The sequence below is a fragment of the Amycolatopsis sp. NPDC104775 genome (genome assembly GCF_055583325.1).
In genome coordinates this window covers 497,436-518,862 of record NZ_JBVJOE010000006.1, presented here as the reverse complement: position 1 = coordinate 518,862, position 21,427 = coordinate 497,436, and the positions used below count along the sequence as shown (strand labels likewise).

Here is a 21,427-nt window from a genome sequence, read left to right as displayed (position 1 = left end):
AAACGACATCCCGAACACCAACAAAACAATCAAAACAACCCCCGCCCTTGCAACCGGAAACGAACCTTGCCCGGTGTTGGTGGGGTCTTGGGAAAGGCATCTTTCCCGCCTTGACAAGCACCCGCCGACCGTCAGCACAATCAGCTTCGGGGTGCCCCCAAGCAAGATGAGGCGCAATGTCGCCCCCAGGGGCGACGAGCCGCCGGAGCCTCAAAACCGCCCCACCCCACACCCAGCCAACAACTCCCCCGGCACATCCACCCCCAAAACCAACTCCGCCACCAACTTCCCCCCAACCGGCCCCAACGTAAGCCCACCCGCCCCAAACCCAGTAACCACAAACAACCCAGCCGCGACCTGCCCCAGCAACGGCACCCCATCCGGCGAAGCAGGCCGAAACCCCACCCGAGTCTCCACCAACCCCGCGTCCCCCAACCCAGGCGCAACAGCCAACGCCTGCTCCAGCACCTCCCGCTGCCCAGCCACAGTCACCCGATGATCAAACCCGGCCCCACTCTCCCGAGTAGCCCCAGCCACCACCCGCCCGCCAGAAAACGCCAGCAAGTAATGCCCAGTCCGAGGCAACACCACCGGCCACCCCGACGTATCCACCCCCGGCAGCTCAAAGTGACTGATCTGCCCCCGCTGCGGCGAAACCGGCACCGCCACCCCCACCGCCTCGGCAACCTCCCGAGACCACGCCCCAGCAGCGAGCACCACCGCGTCCCCAGTCAACTCCTCCGCCCCAGCCCGCACCCGCAACCCCGGCCCCAGCGAAGCCTCCGCGGTCACGAACTCAACCCCCCGGTCAATCGCCGCGGAAATCAACGCCCGCCGCAACACCCGCCCGTCCACCCGGCCAGCCCCCGACAAATGCACCGCCGCCAGCTCCGGCGCCAACGGCGGAAAAAGCTCCCGGGCCTGCCCCGGGTCAAGCCTCTCCACCACCCCAGCCTCCGGCGCGTCCGCCGCCCGCCCAAGAAGCCGGTCATAAGCCGCGGTCAGCTCGTCCTCCAGAGCCGACACCACCATCCCGCCCACCACTTCATACGACGACTCATGCCCAGCCTCGGCCAGTTCAGCCGCCAAAACCGGGTAGTACCGCCCAGCAGCGGCCGCGAGCGGATAAACCGCTTCGTCCCAGGCAGACGTCCAAGGGCTGACAATCCCGGCCCCGGCATCGGTAGCCGCCCCGGCCCGATCCGCGTCCACCACTACGACTTCCGCTCCGTGCAGCGCCAGATGGTAAGCCGTCGAAGCCCCGCCGATCCCGCTGCCGATCACGATCACGCGCATGTCTTCACCCTGCCCGCCGGACGCCGAACCGTCGACCGAGCACCGCCATCGCCGCGTTGTGCCCGGGAATCCCGCTCACCCCGCCGCCGCGCACCGCCCCGGCCCCGCACAGGAGCACCCTCTCGTGCGCGGTCTCGACGCCCCAGGTCCCCGCCGTCTCCTCGTCGCCGTACGGCCACGACAGATCGCGGTGGAAGATGTGCCCGCGAGGCAATCCCAGCTCCGCCTCCAGGTCCACCGGCGTTTTGGCTTCAATACACGGTTTCCCGGCGGCATCCAGCAGCAGGCAGTCCTCGATCGGCTCCGCGAGCACGCTGTCCAGCGACGCCAAAGTGGCCCGCAACGCTTCCGCTCGCGCCCCGTCGTTGTCCGCCTCGAACAACCGAGCTGGCATGTGCAGCCCGAACAACGTCAGCGTCTGCACGCCCGCCTCCCGCTCGGCGGGGCCGAGGATCGACGGATCAGTCAGCGAATGACAGTAGATCTCACATGGCGGCACCGTCGGGATCCGGCCCTCCGCAGCCTCCCGGTAGGCGGTTTCGAGCTGCGAAAACGATTCGTTGACATGGAAAGTCCCGCCGAACGCGTCCCGTGGATCGACTGCCGCGTCCCGCAACCGAGGCAAACGACGCAGCACCATGTTCACCTTCAGCTGCGCACCCTCCGGCGACTCCACAGGCTCCTCACCGAGCAACCGGGCAAGCGTTCGCGGTGCGACATTCGCCAGCACATGCCCGCCGACCACCACGCGTTCCGTATCGCCCTCGCGGTAACGGACTTCCCCGTCCGGCGTCACCGAAAGCACCTCGGCACCGGTGACCAGCACCGCTCCAGCGCGGCGAGCAACGTCGGAGAGCGCGTCGGTGACCGCGCCCATTCCGCCGACCGGAACGTCCCAGTCACCAGTGCCGTTGCCGATGAGGTGGTAAAGCAGGCAACGGTTCTGCCGCAGCTGTTCATCGTCCGCGGAGGCGAAGGTGCCGATCAACGCGTCGGTGAGTACGACCCCGCGCACGACGTCGTCCTCGAACAGTTCGCGCAGCGTTTCCCCCGCCGGACGCTCGAAAAACGTCGCCCACGCCTCGTCGTCACCGATCCGTTGCCGCAGCTCGGCACGCGTCGGCAACGGCTCGGTCAGCGAGTCGAAACTCGCCGCCGCTACTCGCGCCGCCGAGGCGTAAAACCGTTGCCAGGCCGCATAGTCCTTTGTGGACCCAGTGACTGCGCGGAACGACGCACCGGTCCGCTCGTCGTCGCCCGTGTCGACAAGGAGACCCGTGTCGCCAGCCGGGGTATAGGACGACATCCGTCGTCGCAGCAGCTGGACCTCCAGCCCGAGCTCGGCCGCGATCCGCTTCGGCAGCAGGCTGACCAGGTACGAATAGCGCGAGAGCCGGACGTCTACACCGGGGAAGGCCCGGAACGACACCGCCGCGCCGCCGATTTCGCCACGCCGCTCGAGCACCAGCACCGAGCGCCCGGCCCGGGCCAGATAGGCGGCGGCGACGAGCCCGTTGTGCCCGCCACCCACGATCACCGCGTCGTAGTCCACCGTCGCGAGCCTAGTGCTTGCTCTGGAGCGCGCTCCAGGTTTTAGCGTCGCCGAAGACAAGATCCCGCGCAGAAGGAGCGACCATGACCGACGTCCCGATCCGGCGCCTCGGCGGACTGACGGTTTCCGCACAGGGCTTGGGCTGCATGGGAATGAGCCACGGCTACGGCGCGACCGACGACGCGCAGTCGATCGAAACGCTGCGCCACGCCGTCGACCTCGGGGTGAACTTTCTGGACACCTCTGATTTCTACGGCTCCGGCCACAACGAGGAACTGATCGGCCGCGCGATCGCCGACCGCCGGGACGAGGTCGTGCTGGCCACCAAATTCGGCATCGCGAACCGCCTCGGCGAACCGACCGAAGTCCGCGGCGACGCCGCCTACGTGCGCCAGGCTTGCGACGCCTCGCTGCGGCGGCTCGGCGTCGACCACATCGACCTGTACTACCTCCACCGCGTCGACCCGGACACTCCGATCGAGGAAACCGTCGGCGCGATGGCGGAGCTGGTGCGGGCCGGGAAAGTCCGCCACCTCGGGCTTTCCGAGGCGAGCGCGCAGACCATCCGGCGCGCGCACGCGGTCCACCCGATCGCGGCGTTGCAGAGCGAATGGTCGCTGTGGACCCGCGACCTGGAAGCCGAAATCGCGCCGTCCTGTCGCGAACTCGGCATCGGCATCGTCCCGTTCTCCCCGCTCGGCCGCGGTTTCCTGACCGGCCGCTACCGCTCCACCGAAACGATGGCGGACAACGACGTGCGCCGCTACCAGCCCCGTTTCGCCGACGGCAACCTCGACCGGAACCTCGCCATCGTGGCGAAACTGGAGGAACTGGCCGCCGCGAAGGAAGTCACGATCGGACAGCTGGCGCTGGCCTGGGTACAGGCGCGCGGCGAGGACGTCGTGCCGATCCCGGGCACGCGGCGCAAGCGGTACCTGGAGGAAAACCTCGCGGCCTTGGCCGTCGAGCTGACCGCCGCGGATCTCGCCGCGATCGAAGCCGTCGCCGCGCCGGAGAACTTCGCGGGCGAGCGCTACGACGCGGCACACCTCGCGTTCGTCAACCGCTGACCCGATCCGAGGCGGCGCTGGACACCGAGGATCCAGCGCCGCCTCGACGACAGTGTTTCCCGGGGCGATCTGCTTCACGCCCGGCTGGAGCTTGCAGCTGCGGACGTTCAGCGGCTCCCCGGCTTCGGTTCCGTGCCGCGCGAACCGAGGCCGCGGCGATCCGGCGTCATCCGCCGACCAAGCGCTCCACGACGTCGAACGCCCGCGTCACCCGCTCCCGGTGCGATTCCGCCAGCTCAGCGAGATCCTCCCCCTCCAGCCGCCGCCGGATCGTCTCGACCGCCACCGTCCGGTAGGCCGCCACCACCAGCGCCGCGACCAGCGGCGCGTCCCCGGAAAACCGTTCGTCCGCGGCGAGTTCGGCGGCCAGCTCGGCCTCCATCTCGTACCCGAACGCCCGCAGCCGCGCGATCAACGCGGGCGACTCCGCGACCGTCCGCATCAACGGATCGATGTCGCCGCCAAGGCCGGACAGCACGTGCTCCTCTTCGAGCAGCCTCAGCGCGAGCTGCCGGAGCGCGTCCACCACTCCGCCGGTCCGCTCGCGGACCGCCGACCGCACCAGTTCGATCGCCTCGGGCAACCGGTCCAGCAGCAGGTCTTCCTTGCGCTCGAAGTGCGAGAACACCGTCACCTTGGACACCCCGGCCGCGGCGGCGACCTCGGCGATCGTGACCGCGTCGAACCCGCGTTCCAGGAACAGCCCGGTCGCGACCTCGGCGATCCGCGCCCGCGTCTTCGCCCCGCCCCGGTCGCCGCGATTGGGCATGAGTCCACCCTTCCGTGTTACCTTTACCTGGTAAGCTTACCCGGTAAGCACACTTGGTTAAGCCGTCGGGCAAGGGTAAAGGAGGAGCACGACATGGAGCGGACTGAGGTGATCGTCGCGGGGGCCGGGCCCACCGGGCTGTTCGTCGCGGCGGAACTCGCGCTGCGCGGGGTGGCGGTGACCGTGCTGGACCGGCTGCCGGAGCCGGATCCGACCATCAAGGCCGGTTCGGTCAACGTCGCCAGCGCCGAACTGCTCGACCGGCGCGGCCTGCTGCCCGCGGCGGAGGAAGCGCAGCGGCGATTCCTCGAATCGGCCGGGAAATTTGGTCCGGCGGTCGAAGCCGCCAGACGGAGCGGCCGCCGGTTCCTGGCCGCCGGGCACTTCGCCGGGTTTCTGTTCGACAACGACCTGATCGACCAGAGCGACCCGGTGCTCGCCGCGCACCGGGCGGTGTCGAACGGGCTCGGTGTGCCGCAGCAGGAAGTCGAGCAGATGCTCGGCGAACATTGCGCCAAGCTCGGCGTCGACCTCCGGCGCGGGGTCGAGGTGCACCGCGTGCAGGCAGCCGACGAATCCGTCACCGTCAAAACGAGCGCGGGCGAGTTCACCGCGAGCTGGCTCGTCGCTGCCGACGGCGGGCGGAGCGTCATCCGGAAGCAACTCGGGGCCGAGTTCGTCGGCACGGACCCGGAAATGACCGGCTACCAGGCCATCGCCGACTTCGAGGACGCGAGCGGCCTGCGCCCCGGGTGGACTTGGACGCCACGCGGCGTCTACGCGTACGGCCCGGTTCCCGGCCGCATCTTCCTCAGCCGGTTCCGGCAGCCGCCTCGAGATCGCGACGCGCCGGTCTCGGTGGAAGAACTGCAGGAAGCCGTCCGCGACGTCACCGGAGTGCCGGTCACCATCACCGGAATCCAAGGCCGGGCAACGCGGTTCACCGACAACGGGCGCCAGGCTCGGCACTACCGGTACGGCCGGGTGTTCCTGGCCGGCGACGCGGCGCACGTCCACTCCCCGCTCGGCGGACAAGGCCTGAACCTCGGCCTCGGCGACGCGGCGAACCTCGGCTGGAAGCTCGCGGCGACCGTCCAGGGCTGGGCTCCGGAGGGGCTGCTCGACACCTACGAAACCGAACGCCACCCGATCGGCGCAGGGGTGCTCGACTGGACCCGCGCCCAAGTCGCGCTCTTGCGCGGCGACGAACGCACCGAACAGCTGCGCAAGATCGTCGGCGGCGAACTGCTTCGGGTGCCTGCCGCGATGAACCGCATCGTCGCGCTGTCGTCCGGAATCCTGCAGCACTACGACGTCTCCGACGCTGACGCCGCCGCTCCGGTCGGGTCGATCGCCGGGGACGTCGAGCTGACGTCCGGAACCCGGCTCGCCGACCACGCGCACGACGGCCGGTTCGTGCTCGTCGACCGCTCCCCCGACGGCCGGTTCGCGGTGTCCGGCTTGGCCGACCGGCTCGCGTACGTGGCTGATCCCGCGGACGAACCGAGCCTTCTCGTCCGCCCGGACGGAGTGATCGCCTGGGCGAGTTCAGGAGGTGACGACCAGAAGCTTCTCGACGCCGCGCTCGCGCGCTGGGCGGGCGCGAAATAAATCAGTTGCGCGGGTTCGAGGGTGGCGGCAAGGTGATCGTCGTCCGGCGGGATGCCGCCGGCTGCCGGAAGAAAGGGAGGTGCGTCGTGGAGATTGTCCGGGCGCTGTCCTGCCCACTTCCGCCCGCCCACCTCGGCTAGAGCACGCGCTCGCCCGGTGGGCACCCTGATCTAGGAGAACCCACCAGTGCGCGAGCACGATTTCGACGAATTCGCCGACGCCTCCGACTACTCCGGCCGCCGGATGCGCCGTCGCCCCCGTTACGACGACCAGCCCGCCCCGGCACGCCGGGGACGGCTCACCGAAGCCGAGCGAGTCCGGCTCGCCCAGCTTCGCGAAGACGCCTACACCGAAACCGAACTGCCCGACGGCGCCGACCGATGGACCACCTGGGACGACGCCGACCAGGGCCCGCATCCCCGGCCCCACTGGGTGGTCACCGAACTCGCCGCGGTCGACACCGACCTCGGCGTGCTCAAGACCGGCAAGGAAGCGGACGTGCACCTGCTGCGCCGCGGCCTTCCCGGAGAAGAAGGAGTTCTGCTGGCAGCCAAGCGATACCGCTCAGACGAGCACAAGCTGTTCCATCGCGACGCGGGTTATCTCGAGGGCAGGCGGATGCGCCGGTCCCGCGAGATGCGCGCGATGGCCGGGCGCACCTCGTTCGGCCGCAACCTGATCGCCGAACAATGGGCGGTGGCCGAGTTCGCCGTTCTCAGTCGCTTGTGGACGATCGGCGCGCCGGTGCCGTATCCGGTGCAGCGGCACGGCACCGAGATCCTGCTGGAGTTCCTCGGCGAACCCGACGGCACGGCGGCACCCCGGCTGGCGCAGCTGCGGCCCGAGCCGGACGAGCTGGCCGACCTGTGGGAGCAAGCCGTGTCCGCGCTGGAACTCCTGGCGGGACAAGGGCTCGCGCACGGCGACTTATCCGCGTACAACGTCCTGGTGCACGAAGGCCACCTGATGGTGATCGACCTGCCCCAGGCAGTCGACGTGATCGCGAACCCGCGCGGCCGGGAATTCCTGGCCCGCGACGTCGCGAATCTCGCCGGCTGGTTCCACGGCCGCGGACTGTCCGAACAGGTCACCGGCACCGATGACCTGGTGCGGGAACTGGAAAAGGCAGCCGGTCTCGGCTGAGCGCGTGGGCGGGGTCGCGGGCGAGGGCCAGGGTGTGCGACAGGCCACACCTGCGACCCCGCCCACAACCGCGCACCTGGGTGCGGGGCAACCGCGCTCTCTCAGGTAGAGTGTGTAAGACCGCAACGGCGGCGTGGATGAGTTGGTGTCCGTCGCCTCCACAGTCCGCAGAAGGACTCGCGGCCATCCGAAGCAATTTCCGTCGGTGTGCCACGCCATGGCTAGGCGCACCGGGTCCGTCCCTGTGAACGCCCATCGCCACACCATCTTGCCCTGCCTGCGCGCGGGCAGCCCGGGCCTCCTTGCGACGTGCCACGTCCGAGAGGCATTTGTGACCATCACGTACGACTCCGGCCAGTCCGCCCGCTCCCGCGCGGGCCGCCCCGAGCGCAAGCCGCGGCACCGGCCGGCCGGTGGAGACATTCTCCACGACGACACGGTGGAAACCCCCGCCGTGAAGACCTTCGCCCAGCTGGGCCTGCCCGAGCCGCTGCTGCGGGCGCTCTCCGAGGCGGGCATCGACGCGCCGTTCCCGATCCAGTCCGCGACCATCCCGGACGCGCTGGCCGGACGCGACGTGCTGGGCCGCGCCCAGACCGGCTCCGGCAAGACGCTGGCCTTCGGCCTGGCCATCCTGGCCCGGCTCGACGGCGGCAAGGCCCGCCCGAAGCGCCCCCGCGCGCTCGTGCTGGTGCCGACCCGCGAGCTGGCCATGCAGGTGGCCGACTCGCTGACCCCGCTCGCCAAGTCCCTCGGCCTGTGGTGCCGCACCGCGGTCGGCGGCATGTCGTTCGGCCGCCAGGCGGAATCGCTCGCCCGCGGCGTCGACCTGCTGATCGCCACCCCGGGCCGGCTGTCGGACCACGTCCGCCAGGGCACCGCCTCGCTCGGCGACTGCAACTTCATCGCGCTCGACGAGGCCGACCAGATGGCCGACATGGGCTTCATGCCGCAGGTCCGCGAGATCATGGACCTCACCCCGCCCGGCGGGCAGCGGCTGCTGTTCTCCGCGACGCTCGACGGCGACGTCGACAAGCTGGTCCGGCAGTACCTGGCCGACCCGGTCACGCACTCGGTCGCGCCGTCGACCGCGAGCGTCACCACCATGGACCACCACCTGTTCCAGGTGTCGCACTCGGACAAGCAGGACATCATCACCCGGATCGGCGCCCGCGAGGGCCGCACGATCATGTTCGTGCGCACCAAGCACCACGTGGACCGGCTCACCGAGCGGCTGCGCGAAAGCGGCGTGCACGCGGTGGCGCTGCACGGCGGCAAGACCCAAGGCCAGCGCAACCGCGTCCTGGCCGACTTCAAGGAAGGCCACGCGGCGGTCCTGGTGGCCACCGACGTCGCCGCGCGCGGCATCCACGTCGACGACATCTCGCTGGTGCTGCACGTCGACCCGGCCGCGGACCACAAGGACTACCTGCACCGCGCGGGCCGCACGGCTCGAGCGGGCGCGTCCGGCATCGTCGTCACCCTGGTGACGCACGACCAGCGGCGCACCGTCCGCCGGATGACCGACCGGGCAGGCGTGCGCGCCGAGACCACGATGATCCGCACCCACGACGAGGACCTGTCGCGCATCACCGGCGCCCGCGAGCCGAGCGGCGAGCCGATCGTGGAGCGTCGTCGGGAATCCCCGCGCCGCTCCGGCGGCCGAGGCTTCGGCGGCGACCGCGGCGGTTTCCGCGGCTCGCGCGAAGGCGGCGGCTACCGCGGTTCCCGCGAAGGCGGCCGCGGCGGCTACGGCTCTCGCGACGACCGTGGCTCCCGCGAAGGCGGCGGCTACAACCGCGGCTCGTACGAAGGCCGGGCTCCTCGTGAAGGCGGTTACGCCCGCGAGGGTGGTCGCGAAGGCGGCTACGCGCGTGAAGGCGGTCGTGAGGGTGGCTACGCCCGCGAAGGCGGCTACGGCTCCCGGGAAAACCGAGGCGGCGGCGGTTACAGCCGCAGCCGTCAGCAGTCGCGCTCCGGCGGCGGTTTTGGCCGCCCGAGCCGTGGCCCGCGTCGTGGACACGACGCCTGATTGACGCTTGATCACTGAGAACGGCCCCGCTTCGGCGGGGCCGTTCTTCGTTTCCGGGCGCGTTTCGCCTGCCGCGCCGGATCGCCCACCGCAACGGCCGCGCTGGGCTGGCCGCCAGCCCGCGCCCCTCACCGCGCCCCGCGGGCCACGTCCGGCGCAGCGCCCGTGGCCAAGCAGGGGCTTCGCGCGCCGGGCCACGCCCCGCCAGGCCCGGAACCACCAGGCCAACCACCACATCCCGCCGCAACGGCAGTCGCCACACAGAACCCCACCCGCCGAACCACCCCACAGCCAACCCCGGAACCACCAGGCCAACCACCACATCCCGCCGCAACGGCGGTCACCTCGCAGAGCCCCACCCGCCGAACCACCCCACAGCCAACCCCGAAACCACCGCGCCCCGGCGAAACGGCGGTCGCCACGCAACGCCCCACCCGCCGAACCACCCCACAACCACCACACCCCGCCGCAACGGCAGTCGCCACGCAGAACCCCACCCCGAACCACCCCACAGCCAGCCCCAGAACCACCACGCCAACCACCACACCCCGCCGCAACGGCGGTCACCTCGCAGAGCCCCACCCGCCGAACCACCCACAACCAGCCCCAGAACCACCACCCCAGCCTGGTTTCCGTTGCCCCGCCCCGCTTCCCGCCCCTTCCCCACGCCGGGGGCGGCAAACGCGTCCACCGGCCGGATGCGACACTGCCTGGGTGACTGACACTCCGCCGCTGCTGCCTGAGAACGTCTTCGACTGGATTGAAGCCGAAGGTCAGCGGCGGGCGGAGGCCGGGCTTTCCCGGCGGATGACTCCGCGGCCCGTGCAGCATCCCGTGCTTGATCTCGCGGGCAATGACTACCTCGGTCTCGCCCGGGACAAGCGCGTCGCCGGGGCAGCCGCGGCGGCTGCGTTGCGATGGGGTGCGGGGGCGACCGGATCGCGGCTGCTCACCGGGTCCACCGAACTTCACGCGGAGCTCGAGCACGAACTGGCCCGGTTCTGCGGGGCCCAAGCGGCACTGGTGTTCTCCTCCGAGTTCACCGCCAACCTCGGCGCGGTGACGGCGCTGTCCGGGGCCGAATCGGCGATTGTCACCGACAAGTACGTCCACGCGTCGCTGGTCGAAGGCTGCCGCCTGTCCCGCGCGGACATCGCGGCCGTCGAGCACTCGACGCCGTCGGCGATCAAGCACGCGCTGGCCACCCGGCGTAAGCCGCGCGCGATTGTGGTGACCGATTCGGTGTTTTCCGCCGACGGTGAACTCGCGCCGCTGGGCGAACTCGCCGAAATCTGCCGTGCGCACAGTGCCGCGCTGGTCGTCAACGACGCGCACGGTTTCGGTGTTCTCGGCGAAGGCGGCCGGGGTGCGGTGCACGCCGCCGGATTGGCGTCCGCGCCCGATGTCGTCACGACGCTTTCGCTCTCCAACGCCCTCGGCGCGCAAGGTGGAGCTGTCGTCGGCCCCCGCCGCGTGATCCGGCATCTTGTGGACACTGCGCGCAGCTTCCTTTTCGACACTGCGCTCGCTCCGGCCAGTGCCGCGGCCGCGCTGACTTCGTTGCAGGTGCTCAAGTCTGAGCCGGAACTGCCGGCGAAGGTCATCGAGAACGCCGGGAACCTGGCGATGGGGTTGAAGAACGCCGGTCTGCCGGTCGATCTCCCCGAAGCGGGCGTCGTCGCCGTGCGGGCACCGTCGCCGCAAGCGGCCGTCGCGTGGGCGGAAGCCTGTGCGGAGCAAGGAATTCAGGTCGGCTGCTTCCGTCCGCCTGCCGTGCCGGACGGGGTTTCCCGGCTGCGCCTCACCGCCCGCGCGGACCTGTCCGAGGCGGACGTCGACCGCGCGGCGAAGGTGATCGCCGCGACCGCGCCGCGCGGCTAGCCCTTGCGCCGCATGGTGATGTGCGGGATGCCGTCCTCGAGATACTCCTCGCCCTCGGCGACGAACCCGAACCGCGCGTAGAGCTGCTGCGCGTACGTCTGCGCGTCCAGCACGAACTCGCCGGTCGTGCCGTCCAGTGCCGCCGCCATCAGCTGCGCCGCCAAGCCCTGGCCGCGCGCCGATTTGGCCGTCACCACGCGGCCGATCCGCGAACCGCCGCCAGGCTCAGCCAGCACGCGCAGGTACGCCACGACCTCCGCCCCGGAAGTCAGCCACAGATGCTCCGTCTCCGGAAGCAGATCCCGCCCGTCGATGTCGGCGTACACGCAGTCTTGTTCCACCACGAACACGTCCGACCGCAGCCGGAGAATGTCATACAGATCGGCGGCGGAAAGGTCGGGCCCGGTGGCGCGGTGCAGAGTCGTCACGCCACCTTGCTTAACACAGCTCAGCCGAGCAGCCGCGGCTGGGATTGCGCCGCGATGTCGTCGGCGAACTGCGAAACCCGCGTGTACACGCCGGGCTTGCCCGGTTTTCCGCAGCCGTCGCCGAAGGACACGATGCCGACCAGCGTGTCGCCCTCGACGAGCGGGCCGCCGGAATCGCCCTGGCAGGCGTCCTTGCCGCCCTGCGGGTAGCCGGCGCACACCATGCTCGCCGGGTCGTAAGTGTCGTAGGCCGTTTTGCACGTGGAATCGCTGACCAGCGGCACGTCGGCGCTGCGCAGCACGTCCGACCGGTCCCCGCCTTCGGAAAGCCGGCCCCAGCCGAGCACGGTCGCTTGCGTGCCTTCCGCGTACAACGACTGGTCGCTCTTGCCCGCGAGCTTCGCCGCGCGGTAGGGCAGTTGCCCGCGCACGGTGAGGACCGCGATGTCGTCGCCCTTGGTCGGATCGCTGAAGTTCGGGTTCACCCAGACTCGCGTGACGCCGAGTTCGACGCCGTCGCTGCCGCGCTTGTCCTGACGCCCGGCGACCACGCGGACCGACGACTTCGGCACCGCTTTCGCGCAGTGCGCGGCGGTCGCCACCGCGGACGGGCTCACGATCACCGCGCCGCAGTACTGCGAACCGCTCTGGTCGGTGAGGTACACCGCGTACGGGTGGTCGGCCAGCGAGGCCTCGCTGCCGCCGACGATCCGCGGCTGCGCGTGGGAACCCGGTTCGGAAGGCTCGGAAGGCGTCCCCGCCCAGGCCGAACCGACCGGGACCGCGATCGCGGCGGCGAGCAGCGACCCGGCCGCGAGCAAGACCGGACGACGAAGCTTCGCGGGCATGGGCTTTCCCTTCATCGGCACTACGACAGCACAGCCTGGACGCGCACGGGAGTCAACCGACTCCGGCGCGTGCACACAAGGCAGCGATTACCCTAATCGGAGCAAGCCCAAAACGGTGTCACTGGAACGGGTGGACTCTCTATACACCGAGCGCATTCGCTTAGCTGGAGACATGCGACGGAAAACAGCCGCGACGGCCGGCGCGCTGCTGAGCTTTGCGCTGGCTGGATGTGCCACCAGCACCCCCGCGACACCCCCGCCGAGCCCGTTGAGCGCGCCGTCGGCGCCGCCCAGCCCGACACTTCCGGCAACTCGGGCAACGACGAGCACGCCCGCTGTCACCTGGCAGGTGGGTGCTCGTCCGCTGCCGTTGCGCCCGGACGGCTTCGGCGAGATCCAGCCGACTCCACCCGAACTGGTGAACCGTTCGCTGCCGACCCAGGATTTCCTTCCGCCTCCGGCCAGCACGACGTACACGGCCAAGATCACCGACGTCCCCGACGCCGTGCTCAAGCGCAGCACCTGGCAGGCCGCCTGCCCGGTGTCGTCGGCCGATCTCCGCTACGTCACGCTTTCCTTCTGGGGATTCGACCACCACGCGCACACCGGCGAACTGCTCGTCCGGAAGGACGCCGCTCAAGCGGTGGTCACAGCGTTCGGCGAGCTGTATGCGCAGCAGTTCCCCATCGAGGAAATGCGCATCACCTCCCCCGCCGAACTCGACGCGCCGCCCACTGGCGACGGCAACGACACCAGCGCGTTCGTCTGCCGTCCGACACGCGGGCAGAAGAACTGGTCCGCGCACGCGTACGGGCTCGCGGTGGACGTCAATCCGTTCTGCAATCCGTACACCAAGGGCGATCTCGTCGTCCCGGAGCTGGCGTCCGCCTACGTCGACCGCGCGAACGCGCGGCCCGGGATGGTCGCCGCGGGCGGTCCGGTCGTGCGCGCGTTCGCCGGGGTGGGCTGGCAGTGGGGCGGGGCGTGGACCTCGCCGGTCGACCGGATGCACTTCACAGCCAACGGGCAGTGATCCGGGAACACCCGGAGGGTCCGCGGGAGTTGACTAGGCTGGCAGCAGACCGCTTTCGGGAAGGACCGCCGTGCCGCACTACGACCTGGTGATCATCGGGACCGGATCGGGGAACTCGATCCTCGGCCCGGAGTTCGCCGACCTCCGGACGGCCATCGTCGAGAAGGGCGTGTTCGGCGGGACCTGCCTGAACGTCGGCTGCATCCCGACGAAGATGTTCGTCTACGCCGCCGACGTCGCCGCGACGCCCGCGCACAGCTCGCGCTTCGGCGTGGACGAGGAGCTGACCGCGGTGCGCTGGCCGGACATCCGGGACCGGATCTTCGGCCGGATCGATCCGATCGCCGAGGGCGGCGCGGAGTACCGCGAGAACCACGAGGACAACCGCAACGTCGACGTCTACCGGGGCGAAGGCCGGTTCACCGGTATGAAGGAGCTCCGGGTCAGCTTCGCCGACGGCCGTCCGGACGAGGTCGTCACCGCCGAGAAGTTCGTGCTCGCCGTGGGCGGGCGCCCGGTGATCCCGGACGTGCCGGGGCTGGCCGAAACCGGCTACTACACCTCCGACACGGTCATGCGCCTCGCCACACTGCCGAAGCGGATCGTCGTGCTCGGCGGCGGCTACATCGCGGCGGAGTTCGCGCACGTTTTCGCGTCCTTCGGCGTCGCGGTCACGGTAGTGAACCGTTCCGGCGCGCTGCTGCGGCAAGAAGACGCGGACATCAGCGAGCGGTTCACCGAACTGGCTTCGCAGCGGTTCGACGTCCGGCTGGACCGTAAGACAGTCCGCGCGCGCAAGACGGACGGCGGAGTCGCGCTCGATCTCGAAGGCCCGCAAGGCGCGGAAACCGTCGAGGCCGACCTGATCCTGGTCGCCACCGGCCGCAAGCCGAACTCGGATCTGCTCGACGTGGGCGCCACCGGCGTCGCCACCACTGAACGCGGGCACGTCGTGGTGGACGACTACCAGCAGACGTCCGTCGAAGGCATTTACGCGCTCGGGGACATCTCGTCGCCACTGGAGCTCAAGCACGTCGCGAACCACGAAGCCCGCGTGGTGCAGCACAATCTGGCGCATCCGGACGACCGCATCAAGGCCGACCACCGGTTCGTCCCGCACGCGGTGTTCACCTCGCCGCAAGTGGCGTCGGTGGGGTTGACCGAGGCGCAGGCGACCGAACGCGGACTGTCCTTTGTGGTCTCGAAGCAGGACTACGCGGGCATCGCCTACGGCTGGGCGATGGAGGACACCACCGGTTTCGCGAAGCTGCTGGCCGACCCGGCGACCGGGCAGCTGCTCGGCGCGCACATCATCGGCCCGCAGGCGTCGACGGTGATCCAGCCGCTGATCCAGGCGATGAGTTTCGGCCTCGACGCGCGTTCAATGGCGCGCGGGCAGTACTGGATCCACCCGGCGATGCCGGAACTGGTGGAGAACGCGCTGCTGAATCTTCCGCTGGACTGATCCAGAAGATACCCAGAGTGGCCCGATTCCCGAATCGGGTCACGGGGGTGTCGCGTTGTTACTGTTCCCGCGGAGGTGCGGGGACTGACATGAGCGACATGATCGCCGGGGAAATCGTTGTGGCCGCTGAGGAAATGGCCGCTCGCTGGAGCGAGGTCACGGATCTCGAGCTGAGGTTCGCCGTCCGGCGGGCGGAACTCGGGACGACGGCCGCGACGCAGGCATTGCTGGAAGAGCTTCGGGCGATGCCGTCCGAATGGGCCGCGCAGTGCCTCGCGGTCGCGGTGGCCGCGCTCGACGACGTCCGGCGAACCGGACAGCTTCCGGGGCCGGTGCTGGAGGACGCGGCGCTGGCGAGTTAGGGGTTCGGGTGCGGCGGGAGTGTCCACAGTGGCCAGACCCCGCGGGGGCCAGGGACTAAACGAAACGGGCGGCCGGTAACTCACCGGCCGCCCGTTTCCGTCAGATCACACGAACCGGCGTCGTCCAGCCAGCCCGCCGAAGACCATCTGCGTCACCATCACCGCGAGCAGCACGATCAGCGACACCGTCCAGCTGCCCGTCGCGTCGTGCAGCAAGCCGAACACGAACGGCCCCACTGCCGCCAGCAGGTATCCGATGCCCTGCGCCATTCCCGACAGCCGCGCTGTCTCGGCACCGGTGCGGGCGCGCAGTGCGATCACCGTCAGCGCCAGCGAGAACACGCTCATTCCGATGCCGAGCAGGAGGCTCCACAGCAGCGGCGAGAAGCCGGGGGCGATGACCAAGCCGAGCATGCCCGCCGCGCCGAAGACGCCCATTCCGACAATCCACGGGCTCTGGCTCTTCTGCCGCGCCGCGATCGGCGGGATCACCAGGCTGATCGGCACCGCGATCACCGAGATCAGGCCGAGCAGCAGACCGGCGTCGGCCTTGCTCACGCCCGCGTCGATGAACACCTGCGGCAGCCAGCCCATGACGACGTAGGCGATGAACGACTGCAGGCCGAAGAAGATCGTGACGATCCACGCGAGCGGGCTGCGCATCAGCGACCGGGCGGGAGCGGAACCAGCCGCCGGGCGCGGCACTCGGCCCGTGCCGCGCGAGGCGATCAGCCATGCGGCCAAAGCGATCGCCGACAGCACGCCCCACGAACCGAGCGCGGCACGCCAGCCGCCGAAAGCCGATTCCAGCGGCGGGCTCAGCGCGGATCCCGCCGCGCCGCCGCCCTGCAGCGCCGCGGTGTAGACGCCGGTCATGAGCCCGACGCGGGCCGGGAACGAATCCTTGATGACCACCGGGATCAGCACGTTGACCAGCGCGATCCCGGCGGTGGCGACGAGCGTGCCGCCGAGCACGACGTACGGTCCGTCGAGCACTCGCACCACCAGGCCCGCGGTCAGCACCGTCAGCGCCAGGCCGATCGCCGGGCCGATGCCCAGGCGGCGCGACAGCACGGGCGCGGCCAGGCCGGCGCCGGCGAAGCACAGGCCGGGCAGGGTCGTGAGAATGCTCGCCCACACCGCGGACGCGCCGAGGCTGCCGCGCATTTCCGCGAGCAGCGGGCCGACGCTCGTGATCGCCGGCCGCAGGTTCATCGCCGTCAGCACCACCGCGACCGCCAGCAGCACGCCGCCGGCCACCACACCCGGCCGGCGACCGGCGGGCACCTCCTCCTCGAGGCTGCCTTCCAGCTCGAGCTCGAGCCGGTCGGAATAGGTGGCGGTGGACACGGCTGCGGAATCGGGGGAATCGGCGGGCATGTGCGCTACTATTCCATACGTAGGATGATTGGATGAAGGGATCAGGCTGTGCCGTTGGCCACCACCCGCCGGGCCGGGCTCGTCGACCAAGTCATCGATCAGCTGCGCGAGGCGGTCACCGCCGGAGAATGGCCGATCGGGCACCGGATCCCGACTGAACCGGAGCTGTCCGCGCAACTGGGCGTCGGGCGCAACACGGTTCGCGAGGCCGTGCGCGCGCTGGCGCACACCGGGATCTTGGAAGTCCGTCAGGGCGACGGCACGTACGTGCGCGCGACGAGCGAGGTCTCCGGCGCGATCCGCCGGCTGTGCGGGACGGAATTGCGCGAGGTCCTGCACGTACGCCGGCTGCTGGAGGTCGAGGGCGCGCGGCTGGCCGCGACCGCGCGCACCGAGGAAGAGCTGGCCGAACTGCGCGTCCTGCTCCACCGGCGGGACACCGACTGGGACCAAGGGCAGCTCGACGATTTCGCCCGCAGCGACGCGGAATTCCACCAGCTCGTGGTCCGGTGCGGGCACAACGGGCTGCTGCTGGAGCTCTACCGCGGACTGATGGAGGCGATCACCGCGAGCGTGGCGTCCACTTCGGACAATCCGGAGCACGCGGAGGAGATCCGGCACCGGGAGCTGGTGAACGCGATCGAAGCACGCGACGCCGACCGGGCGGCCGCCGAAGCGGCGGGATTCCTGGACGAGCTGATCGCCCGCGCCGAAGGTCTGTGATCAGTCGTGCGCGGTGAGGACTCCGCATAACAGGTCCGCGCCGCGACGCGTCCGCTCGTCAGCGTCCCTTCGCAGCGCCTCGCATTCCCGGACGTCGGCGGCGTCCACCCCGTCCACCGCGAATACGTCGTCCACCGCGGTATGGATCCAGTCAGCGTGGTTGGGGTCGGCGTCGGCGAGAGCAGCGGCGACGACCGCGAGCCCGGCCGAATCGTGGCGGCGGAGCAAGGCTTCCGCCGTCACGCGGGTGACGTACGTGTTGTCCGCGTCCAGCACGAGTCGCAGCAGCGACCCCTGGGCTTCCGGCAGCTCGGCAAAGCTGGCTAAGGCGCGGCCCGCGTCCGCTCGGTCGCGATAGTCGGCGCTTTCCGAAAGCTTGATCAGGGCCGCCACTACGGCGCGTCTTGCCTCGTTGTTCACGACGGCTTACGGAAGCGTCAGGATCTCCGCGCCGTCAGCCGTCACCACGAGGGTGTGCTCGAACTGCGCGGTCCACTTCTTGTCCTTCGTGGTGACCGTCCAGTCGTCGTCCCACACGTCGTAGTCGATGGTGCCCAGCGTGATCATCGGCTCGATGGTGAAGGTCATGCCCTTTTCGATCAGCGTCTGCACCGAGGGCTCCTCGTAGTGCAGCACCGTCGGCGCGGTGTGGAACGCCGGGCCGACGCCGTGGCCGGTGAAGTCGCGGACCACGCCGTAGCCGAACCGCTTCGCGTACGCCTCGATCACGCGGCCGATCACGTTGAGCTGGCGGCCGGGGCGGACCGCCTTGATCGCGCGCGCGGTCGCCTCGCGGGTGCGCTCGACCAGGAGCCGCACCTCTTCTGAGACGTCGCCGGCGAGGAAGGTCGCGTTGGTGTCGCCGTGCACGCCGCCGATGAACGCCGTCACGTCGATGTTGCAGATGTCGCCGTCCTCGATCACGGTCGAGTCCGGGATGCCGTGGCAGATCACCTCGTTCAGCGAGGTGCAGCACGACTTCGGGTAGCCGCGGTAGCCGAGCGTCGACGGGTACGCGTGGTGGTCGAGCAGGAACTCGTGCACGACCTTGTCGATGTCGTCGGTGGTCGCGCCCGGTTTGACCGCCTTGCCGCCCTCTTCGAGCGCCTGCGCGGCGATCTTCGACGCGACCCGCATCGCCTCGATGACCTCGGGCGTGCGCACTCCGTTGCCGGTGTCCCGCTTCGGCGCCGGCCGGTCCACGTACTCGGGACGGGCGATGTCGGCGGGGACGGCACGGCGCGGCGTCTGGACGCCGGGCTTCAACGGGGCGCGAACGGACATGACCCCAGCCTACGACCTCGTCCGGCCGCGGCGCAGCCAGCTCAGAACAGCACCGTCGCGTACTGCCCGACCTGCTGGAACCCGATCCGCCGGTACGCCGCGAGCGCGGGCGCGTTGAACCCGTTCACGTACAGGCTCGCGGTCCGGCCGAGGCCGTGGACCAGGCGGTTCACCACCGCGGCGGTGCCCGCGGTGCCGAGTCCGCTGCCGCGCCGGTCCGGATGCACCCACACGCCCTGGATCTGGCCGACCCGGGCGGACATCGCGCCGATCTCGGCCTTGAAGACGACCTCGCCGTCCTCGAACCGGGCGAACGCGCGGCCGGTGGAGATCAGCTCGCTCACCCGGGCCCGGTAGCTGGCCCCGCCGTCGCCCGCGCGCGGGTCGACGCCGACCTCCTCGATGAACATCGCGACCGCCGCGGGCAGGTAGCGGTCGAGTTCGTGCGGGCGGACGGTGCGGACCTGCGGATCGGCGGCCACCAGCGGATCGCCTTCGAGCGCCATCAGCGGCTGGTCGCCGCGGACCTCGCGGGCCGGTCCCCATTCCGGGGACAGCTCGTCCCAGAGCCCGAGCACCTGCGGCGCGGGGCCGACGAGCGAGGAACAGGTGCGCTGGCGGCGCAGTGCCCGGTCGGCGAAGGACCGCAGCGCCGAAGCGTTGCCGCGCAACGGGATCAGATTGGGCCCGGCGAAGCACAGCCCGGTGAGCCGTCCGGCGCGCACCGGACGGGAATCGGCCGCCCACAGCTCGCCACCGAGCCGCCACGGGTCGAGACCGGCCGCCTCGACCCGGGCGCTGACCATGCAGCTGCCCACCGGGTCGGCGGCGAGTGCAGCGCGCACCGCCGGATAGTCCCGATCGTCGAGCAGCCGTGCACCTGCAAGCCGCAACACGGACTCCAGAGTGCCAGATGAACCGGGTGAACGGAACGCGAGCCGGTCGACACGCTGAGATGAACGGCTCTCACACCCGAACGGCGGCGCCCCGGTGGGGTCCGCCACCGACCGTGCCCAGCCGGGTCCGCTCAGGCCGAAGCGCTCCGGAGGCACCCCGCCCGGGTGCCTCCGGAGCTTCTTCCCGGTGGCTCGTGAAGGGAACCCTGGGGGAATCGGAGTCCGTGAGGGTTCCCCGCACGGAACGTCCGGCTCAGTGGTGCCGCGGCACCAGGTGCAGCAGCCGCGAAGCGTGCGGTGCCAGGGTCGCGGTGAAGCTGTCCCGGCTCACGCCCAGGTTGCGATGCGTCCACAGATCCCGCACCGCCGCCGGGCCGCGCAGCCCCAGATCCGACCACGACGCCGTCACCGGAGCCTCCGCCGATCCGAGGTTGAACAGCGCGACCGTCACCCCGCCGCGGCCGTCGGGGCTGAACCACACCTGCTGCTGGGTGTCCTGCGAGACTGGCCGCGCCGGCCGTCCTGCCTGGTCGACCGCGAGCACCTCGCGGTTGGTGAGCAGTTTCAGATCCTCCGGGTCCAATTTGGTCAGATCGGTGCCGAGCAGCAGCGGCGAGGACTCGATCGCCCACAGCGTCATGACGCTTTGCCGCTCGTCCGGGGTGATGCCGTTGGCTTCGCCGTTGCCGACCTCGATCGAGTCCAGGTCGTTCCAGTGACCGGGACCCGCGTATTGAGTCCACTTCGGAGCGTCGGCGAAGCGCAGCTTCACTCGCACGTCCCAGTTCGTGAGGCCGACGCAGTGCGAGTAGCACTCGATGTCGCCCTCGATCCGCCAGCCGTTGCTGTACCGCTGCCAGGTCGCGGCCTCGGCGATGCTGAGCGAGTTCGACAGTTCCAAGTGGATCGGGCGGCCGGTGGCCTGAATCGCCGAATGCCACTGCTTGATGTCCTCGCGGTTGTCCGCGGGGATCTTTCCGCCGCCGGGGCCGACGAAATCCATTTTGATGTAGTCGACGCCCCACGAGGCCAGCTGCCGCGCCTGCGAGCGGACGTACGCCGCCGCGCCGGGCTTGCTGAAGTCGAGTTTCGCGGATTTGTCGTCGGCGGTGTTGCCCGCGCCGGGCATGACGATGTCGTGCACCCGGTACGGCGTGCCCTCGATCGGCGAATCGGCCGCGACCGCTTGCGCCGGAACGCCCGGCACCAGGTAGATGCCGAATTTCAGGCCGCGCTGGTGCAGGTACCGGGCCAGCGAGGCGATGCCGCTGGGGAACTTCTTCGGGTCGGGAGCGACCCGGCCGAACTCGTCGACGTGGTCGGTCCAGCCCGCGTCGATGTTGATGTACCGGTAGCCGTAGGCGGCGAACCGGTCGTGCATGACGTCGGCCTGCGCCTTGATCGTCTCCTCGGTGAATTTCCGGCGCAACGCGCTCCAGCTGCTCCAGCCCATCGGCGGCGTTCTCGCCACCGGGGTCCAGGATTCGAGCGGCTGACTGTCCGCCGCCGCTGGTCCGGCCAGCGAGCCGAAGAGCACCGCCACCGTCGCGGCCAGCACACCGATCCGACTTCGTTTCATCGCGACCACCTCTTCCGGGGATCGCTTCGTTGTACAAGCGCCGGACCGACCGCAGCAATCATTCATCCGATCACT

19 protein-coding genes are annotated in these 21,427 nt (G+C 70.2%); 9 read left to right on the top strand and 10 right to left on the bottom strand.

Features of this window, described 5'->3' with window-relative positions; translation table 11 throughout:
- Positions 1–210: 210 nt before the first annotated feature.
- A complete protein-coding gene (locus ACZ63D_RS28605; protein WP_465357435.1) occupies positions 211–1,296 on the bottom strand; it encodes an NAD(P)/FAD-dependent oxidoreductase in 1,086 nt (361 codons plus the stop codon).
- A 4-nt stretch (positions 1,297–1,300) separates the two neighbouring features.
- Entirely contained in the window at positions 1,301–2,848 is a 1,548-nt protein-coding gene (locus ACZ63D_RS28600; RefSeq protein ID WP_465357434.1) for a phytoene desaturase family protein, read from the bottom strand.
- Positions 2,849–2,931: 83 nt separating this feature from the next.
- On the opposite strand from ACZ63D_RS28600, the gene ACZ63D_RS28595 reads away from it, so the two are divergent.
- Complete coding sequence (locus ACZ63D_RS28595; protein ID WP_465357433.1) at positions 2,932–3,918, top strand: aldo/keto reductase; 987 nt, start codon at positions 2,932–2,934, stop codon at positions 3,916–3,918.
- Positions 3,919–4,084: 166 nt separating this feature from the next.
- Here the strand turns inward: ACZ63D_RS28595 and ACZ63D_RS28590 are convergent, their stop codons facing one another.
- Positions 4,085–4,687, bottom strand: coding sequence for a TetR/AcrR family transcriptional regulator (locus ACZ63D_RS28590; RefSeq protein ID WP_465357432.1), 603 nt, complete (start codon positions 4,685–4,687; stop codon positions 4,085–4,087).
- 93 nt (positions 4,688–4,780) lie between these two features.
- On the opposite strand from ACZ63D_RS28590, the gene ACZ63D_RS28585 reads away from it, so the two are divergent.
- From ACZ63D_RS28585 to ACZ63D_RS28570, 4 genes are all read left to right on the top strand, one after another.
- On the top strand, positions 4,781–6,298 hold the full coding sequence (locus tag ACZ63D_RS28585) for an FAD-dependent oxidoreductase (protein ID WP_465357431.1): 1,518 nt from the start codon (positions 4,781–4,783) through the stop codon (positions 6,296–6,298).
- 186 nt (positions 6,299–6,484) lie between these two features.
- Positions 6,485–7,441 (top strand): serine protein kinase RIO, encoded by a 957-nt coding sequence (locus tag ACZ63D_RS28580; RefSeq protein ID WP_465357430.1) that lies wholly within the window; start codon positions 6,485–6,487, stop codon positions 7,439–7,441.
- A gap of 331 nt (positions 7,442–7,772) precedes the next feature.
- Complete coding sequence (locus ACZ63D_RS28575; protein WP_465357429.1) at positions 7,773–9,473, top strand: DEAD/DEAH box helicase; 1,701 nt, start codon at positions 7,773–7,775, stop codon at positions 9,471–9,473.
- A gap of 714 nt (positions 9,474–10,187) precedes the next feature.
- Positions 10,188–11,354: an 8-amino-7-oxononanoate synthase gene (locus ACZ63D_RS28570; RefSeq protein ID WP_465357428.1), complete on the top strand. Its 1,167-nt coding sequence runs from the start codon at positions 10,188–10,190 to the stop codon at positions 11,352–11,354.
- Here ACZ63D_RS28570 and ACZ63D_RS28565 read toward each other — a convergent pair.
- Entirely contained in the window at positions 11,351–11,782 is a 432-nt protein-coding gene (locus ACZ63D_RS28565) for a GNAT family N-acetyltransferase (RefSeq protein ID WP_465357427.1), read from the bottom strand. The genes ACZ63D_RS28570 and ACZ63D_RS28565 overlap by 4 nt on opposite strands.
- A 20-nt stretch (positions 11,783–11,802) precedes the next feature.
- Positions 11,803–12,630 (bottom strand): S1 family peptidase, encoded by an 828-nt coding sequence (locus ACZ63D_RS28560; protein ID WP_465357426.1) that lies wholly within the window; start codon positions 12,628–12,630, stop codon positions 11,803–11,805.
- 349 nt (positions 12,631–12,979) lie between these two features.
- Between ACZ63D_RS28560 and ACZ63D_RS28555 the strand changes: the two genes are divergently transcribed.
- From ACZ63D_RS28555 to ACZ63D_RS28545, 3 genes are all read left to right on the top strand, one after another.
- Positions 12,980–13,663: a M15 family metallopeptidase gene (locus ACZ63D_RS28555; RefSeq protein ID WP_465357425.1), complete on the top strand. Its 684-nt coding sequence runs from the start codon at positions 12,980–12,982 to the stop codon at positions 13,661–13,663.
- Positions 13,664–13,733: 70 nt separating this feature from the next.
- The gene (locus tag ACZ63D_RS28550) at positions 13,734–15,128 is read left to right on the top strand and encodes a mycothione reductase (protein WP_465357424.1); all 1,395 of its coding nucleotides are present in this window, start codon (positions 13,734–13,736) and stop codon (positions 15,126–15,128) included.
- An 89-nt stretch (positions 15,129–15,217) separates the two neighbouring features.
- Positions 15,218–15,490 carry a hypothetical protein gene (locus ACZ63D_RS28545; protein ID WP_465357423.1) on the top strand — a complete coding sequence of 91 codons (273 nt, stop codon included), beginning with the start codon at positions 15,218–15,220 and terminating at the stop codon, positions 15,488–15,490.
- A gap of 105 nt (positions 15,491–15,595) precedes the next feature.
- Here ACZ63D_RS28545 and ACZ63D_RS28540 read toward each other — a convergent pair whose 3' ends face one another.
- Positions 15,596–16,870: a CynX/NimT family MFS transporter gene (locus ACZ63D_RS28540; RefSeq protein WP_465357422.1), complete on the bottom strand. Its 1,275-nt coding sequence runs from the start codon at positions 16,868–16,870 to the stop codon at positions 15,596–15,598.
- Between the two features lie 48 nt (positions 16,871–16,918).
- On the opposite strand from ACZ63D_RS28540, the gene ACZ63D_RS28535 reads away from it, so the two are divergent.
- Positions 16,919–17,593: a FadR/GntR family transcriptional regulator gene (locus tag ACZ63D_RS28535; RefSeq protein WP_465357421.1), complete on the top strand. Its 675-nt coding sequence runs from the start codon at positions 16,919–16,921 to the stop codon at positions 17,591–17,593.
- On the opposite strand, the gene ACZ63D_RS28530 is transcribed toward ACZ63D_RS28535, so the two are convergent.
- The 4 genes from ACZ63D_RS28530 to ACZ63D_RS28515 all read right to left on the bottom strand — a co-directional run bounded on the left by ACZ63D_RS28530 (position 17,594) and on the right by ACZ63D_RS28515 (position 21,352).
- Complete coding sequence (locus tag ACZ63D_RS28530; protein WP_465357420.1) at positions 17,594–18,013, bottom strand: hypothetical protein; 420 nt, start codon at positions 18,011–18,013, stop codon at positions 17,594–17,596.
- A gap of 6 nt (positions 18,014–18,019) precedes the next feature.
- Entirely contained in the window at positions 18,020–18,877 is an 858-nt protein-coding gene (gene map, locus ACZ63D_RS28525) for a type I methionyl aminopeptidase (protein ID WP_465357419.1), read from the bottom strand.
- Positions 18,878–18,918: 41 nt separating this feature from the next.
- On the bottom strand, positions 18,919–19,773 hold the full coding sequence (locus tag ACZ63D_RS28520; RefSeq protein WP_465357418.1) for a GNAT family N-acetyltransferase: 855 nt from the start codon (positions 19,771–19,773) through the stop codon (positions 18,919–18,921).
- Between the two features lie 253 nt (positions 19,774–20,026).
- Positions 20,027–21,352: a glycoside hydrolase family 27 protein gene (locus ACZ63D_RS28515; protein WP_465357417.1), complete on the bottom strand. Its 1,326-nt coding sequence runs from the start codon at positions 21,350–21,352 to the stop codon at positions 20,027–20,029.
- Positions 21,353–21,427 lie beyond the last annotated feature (75 nt).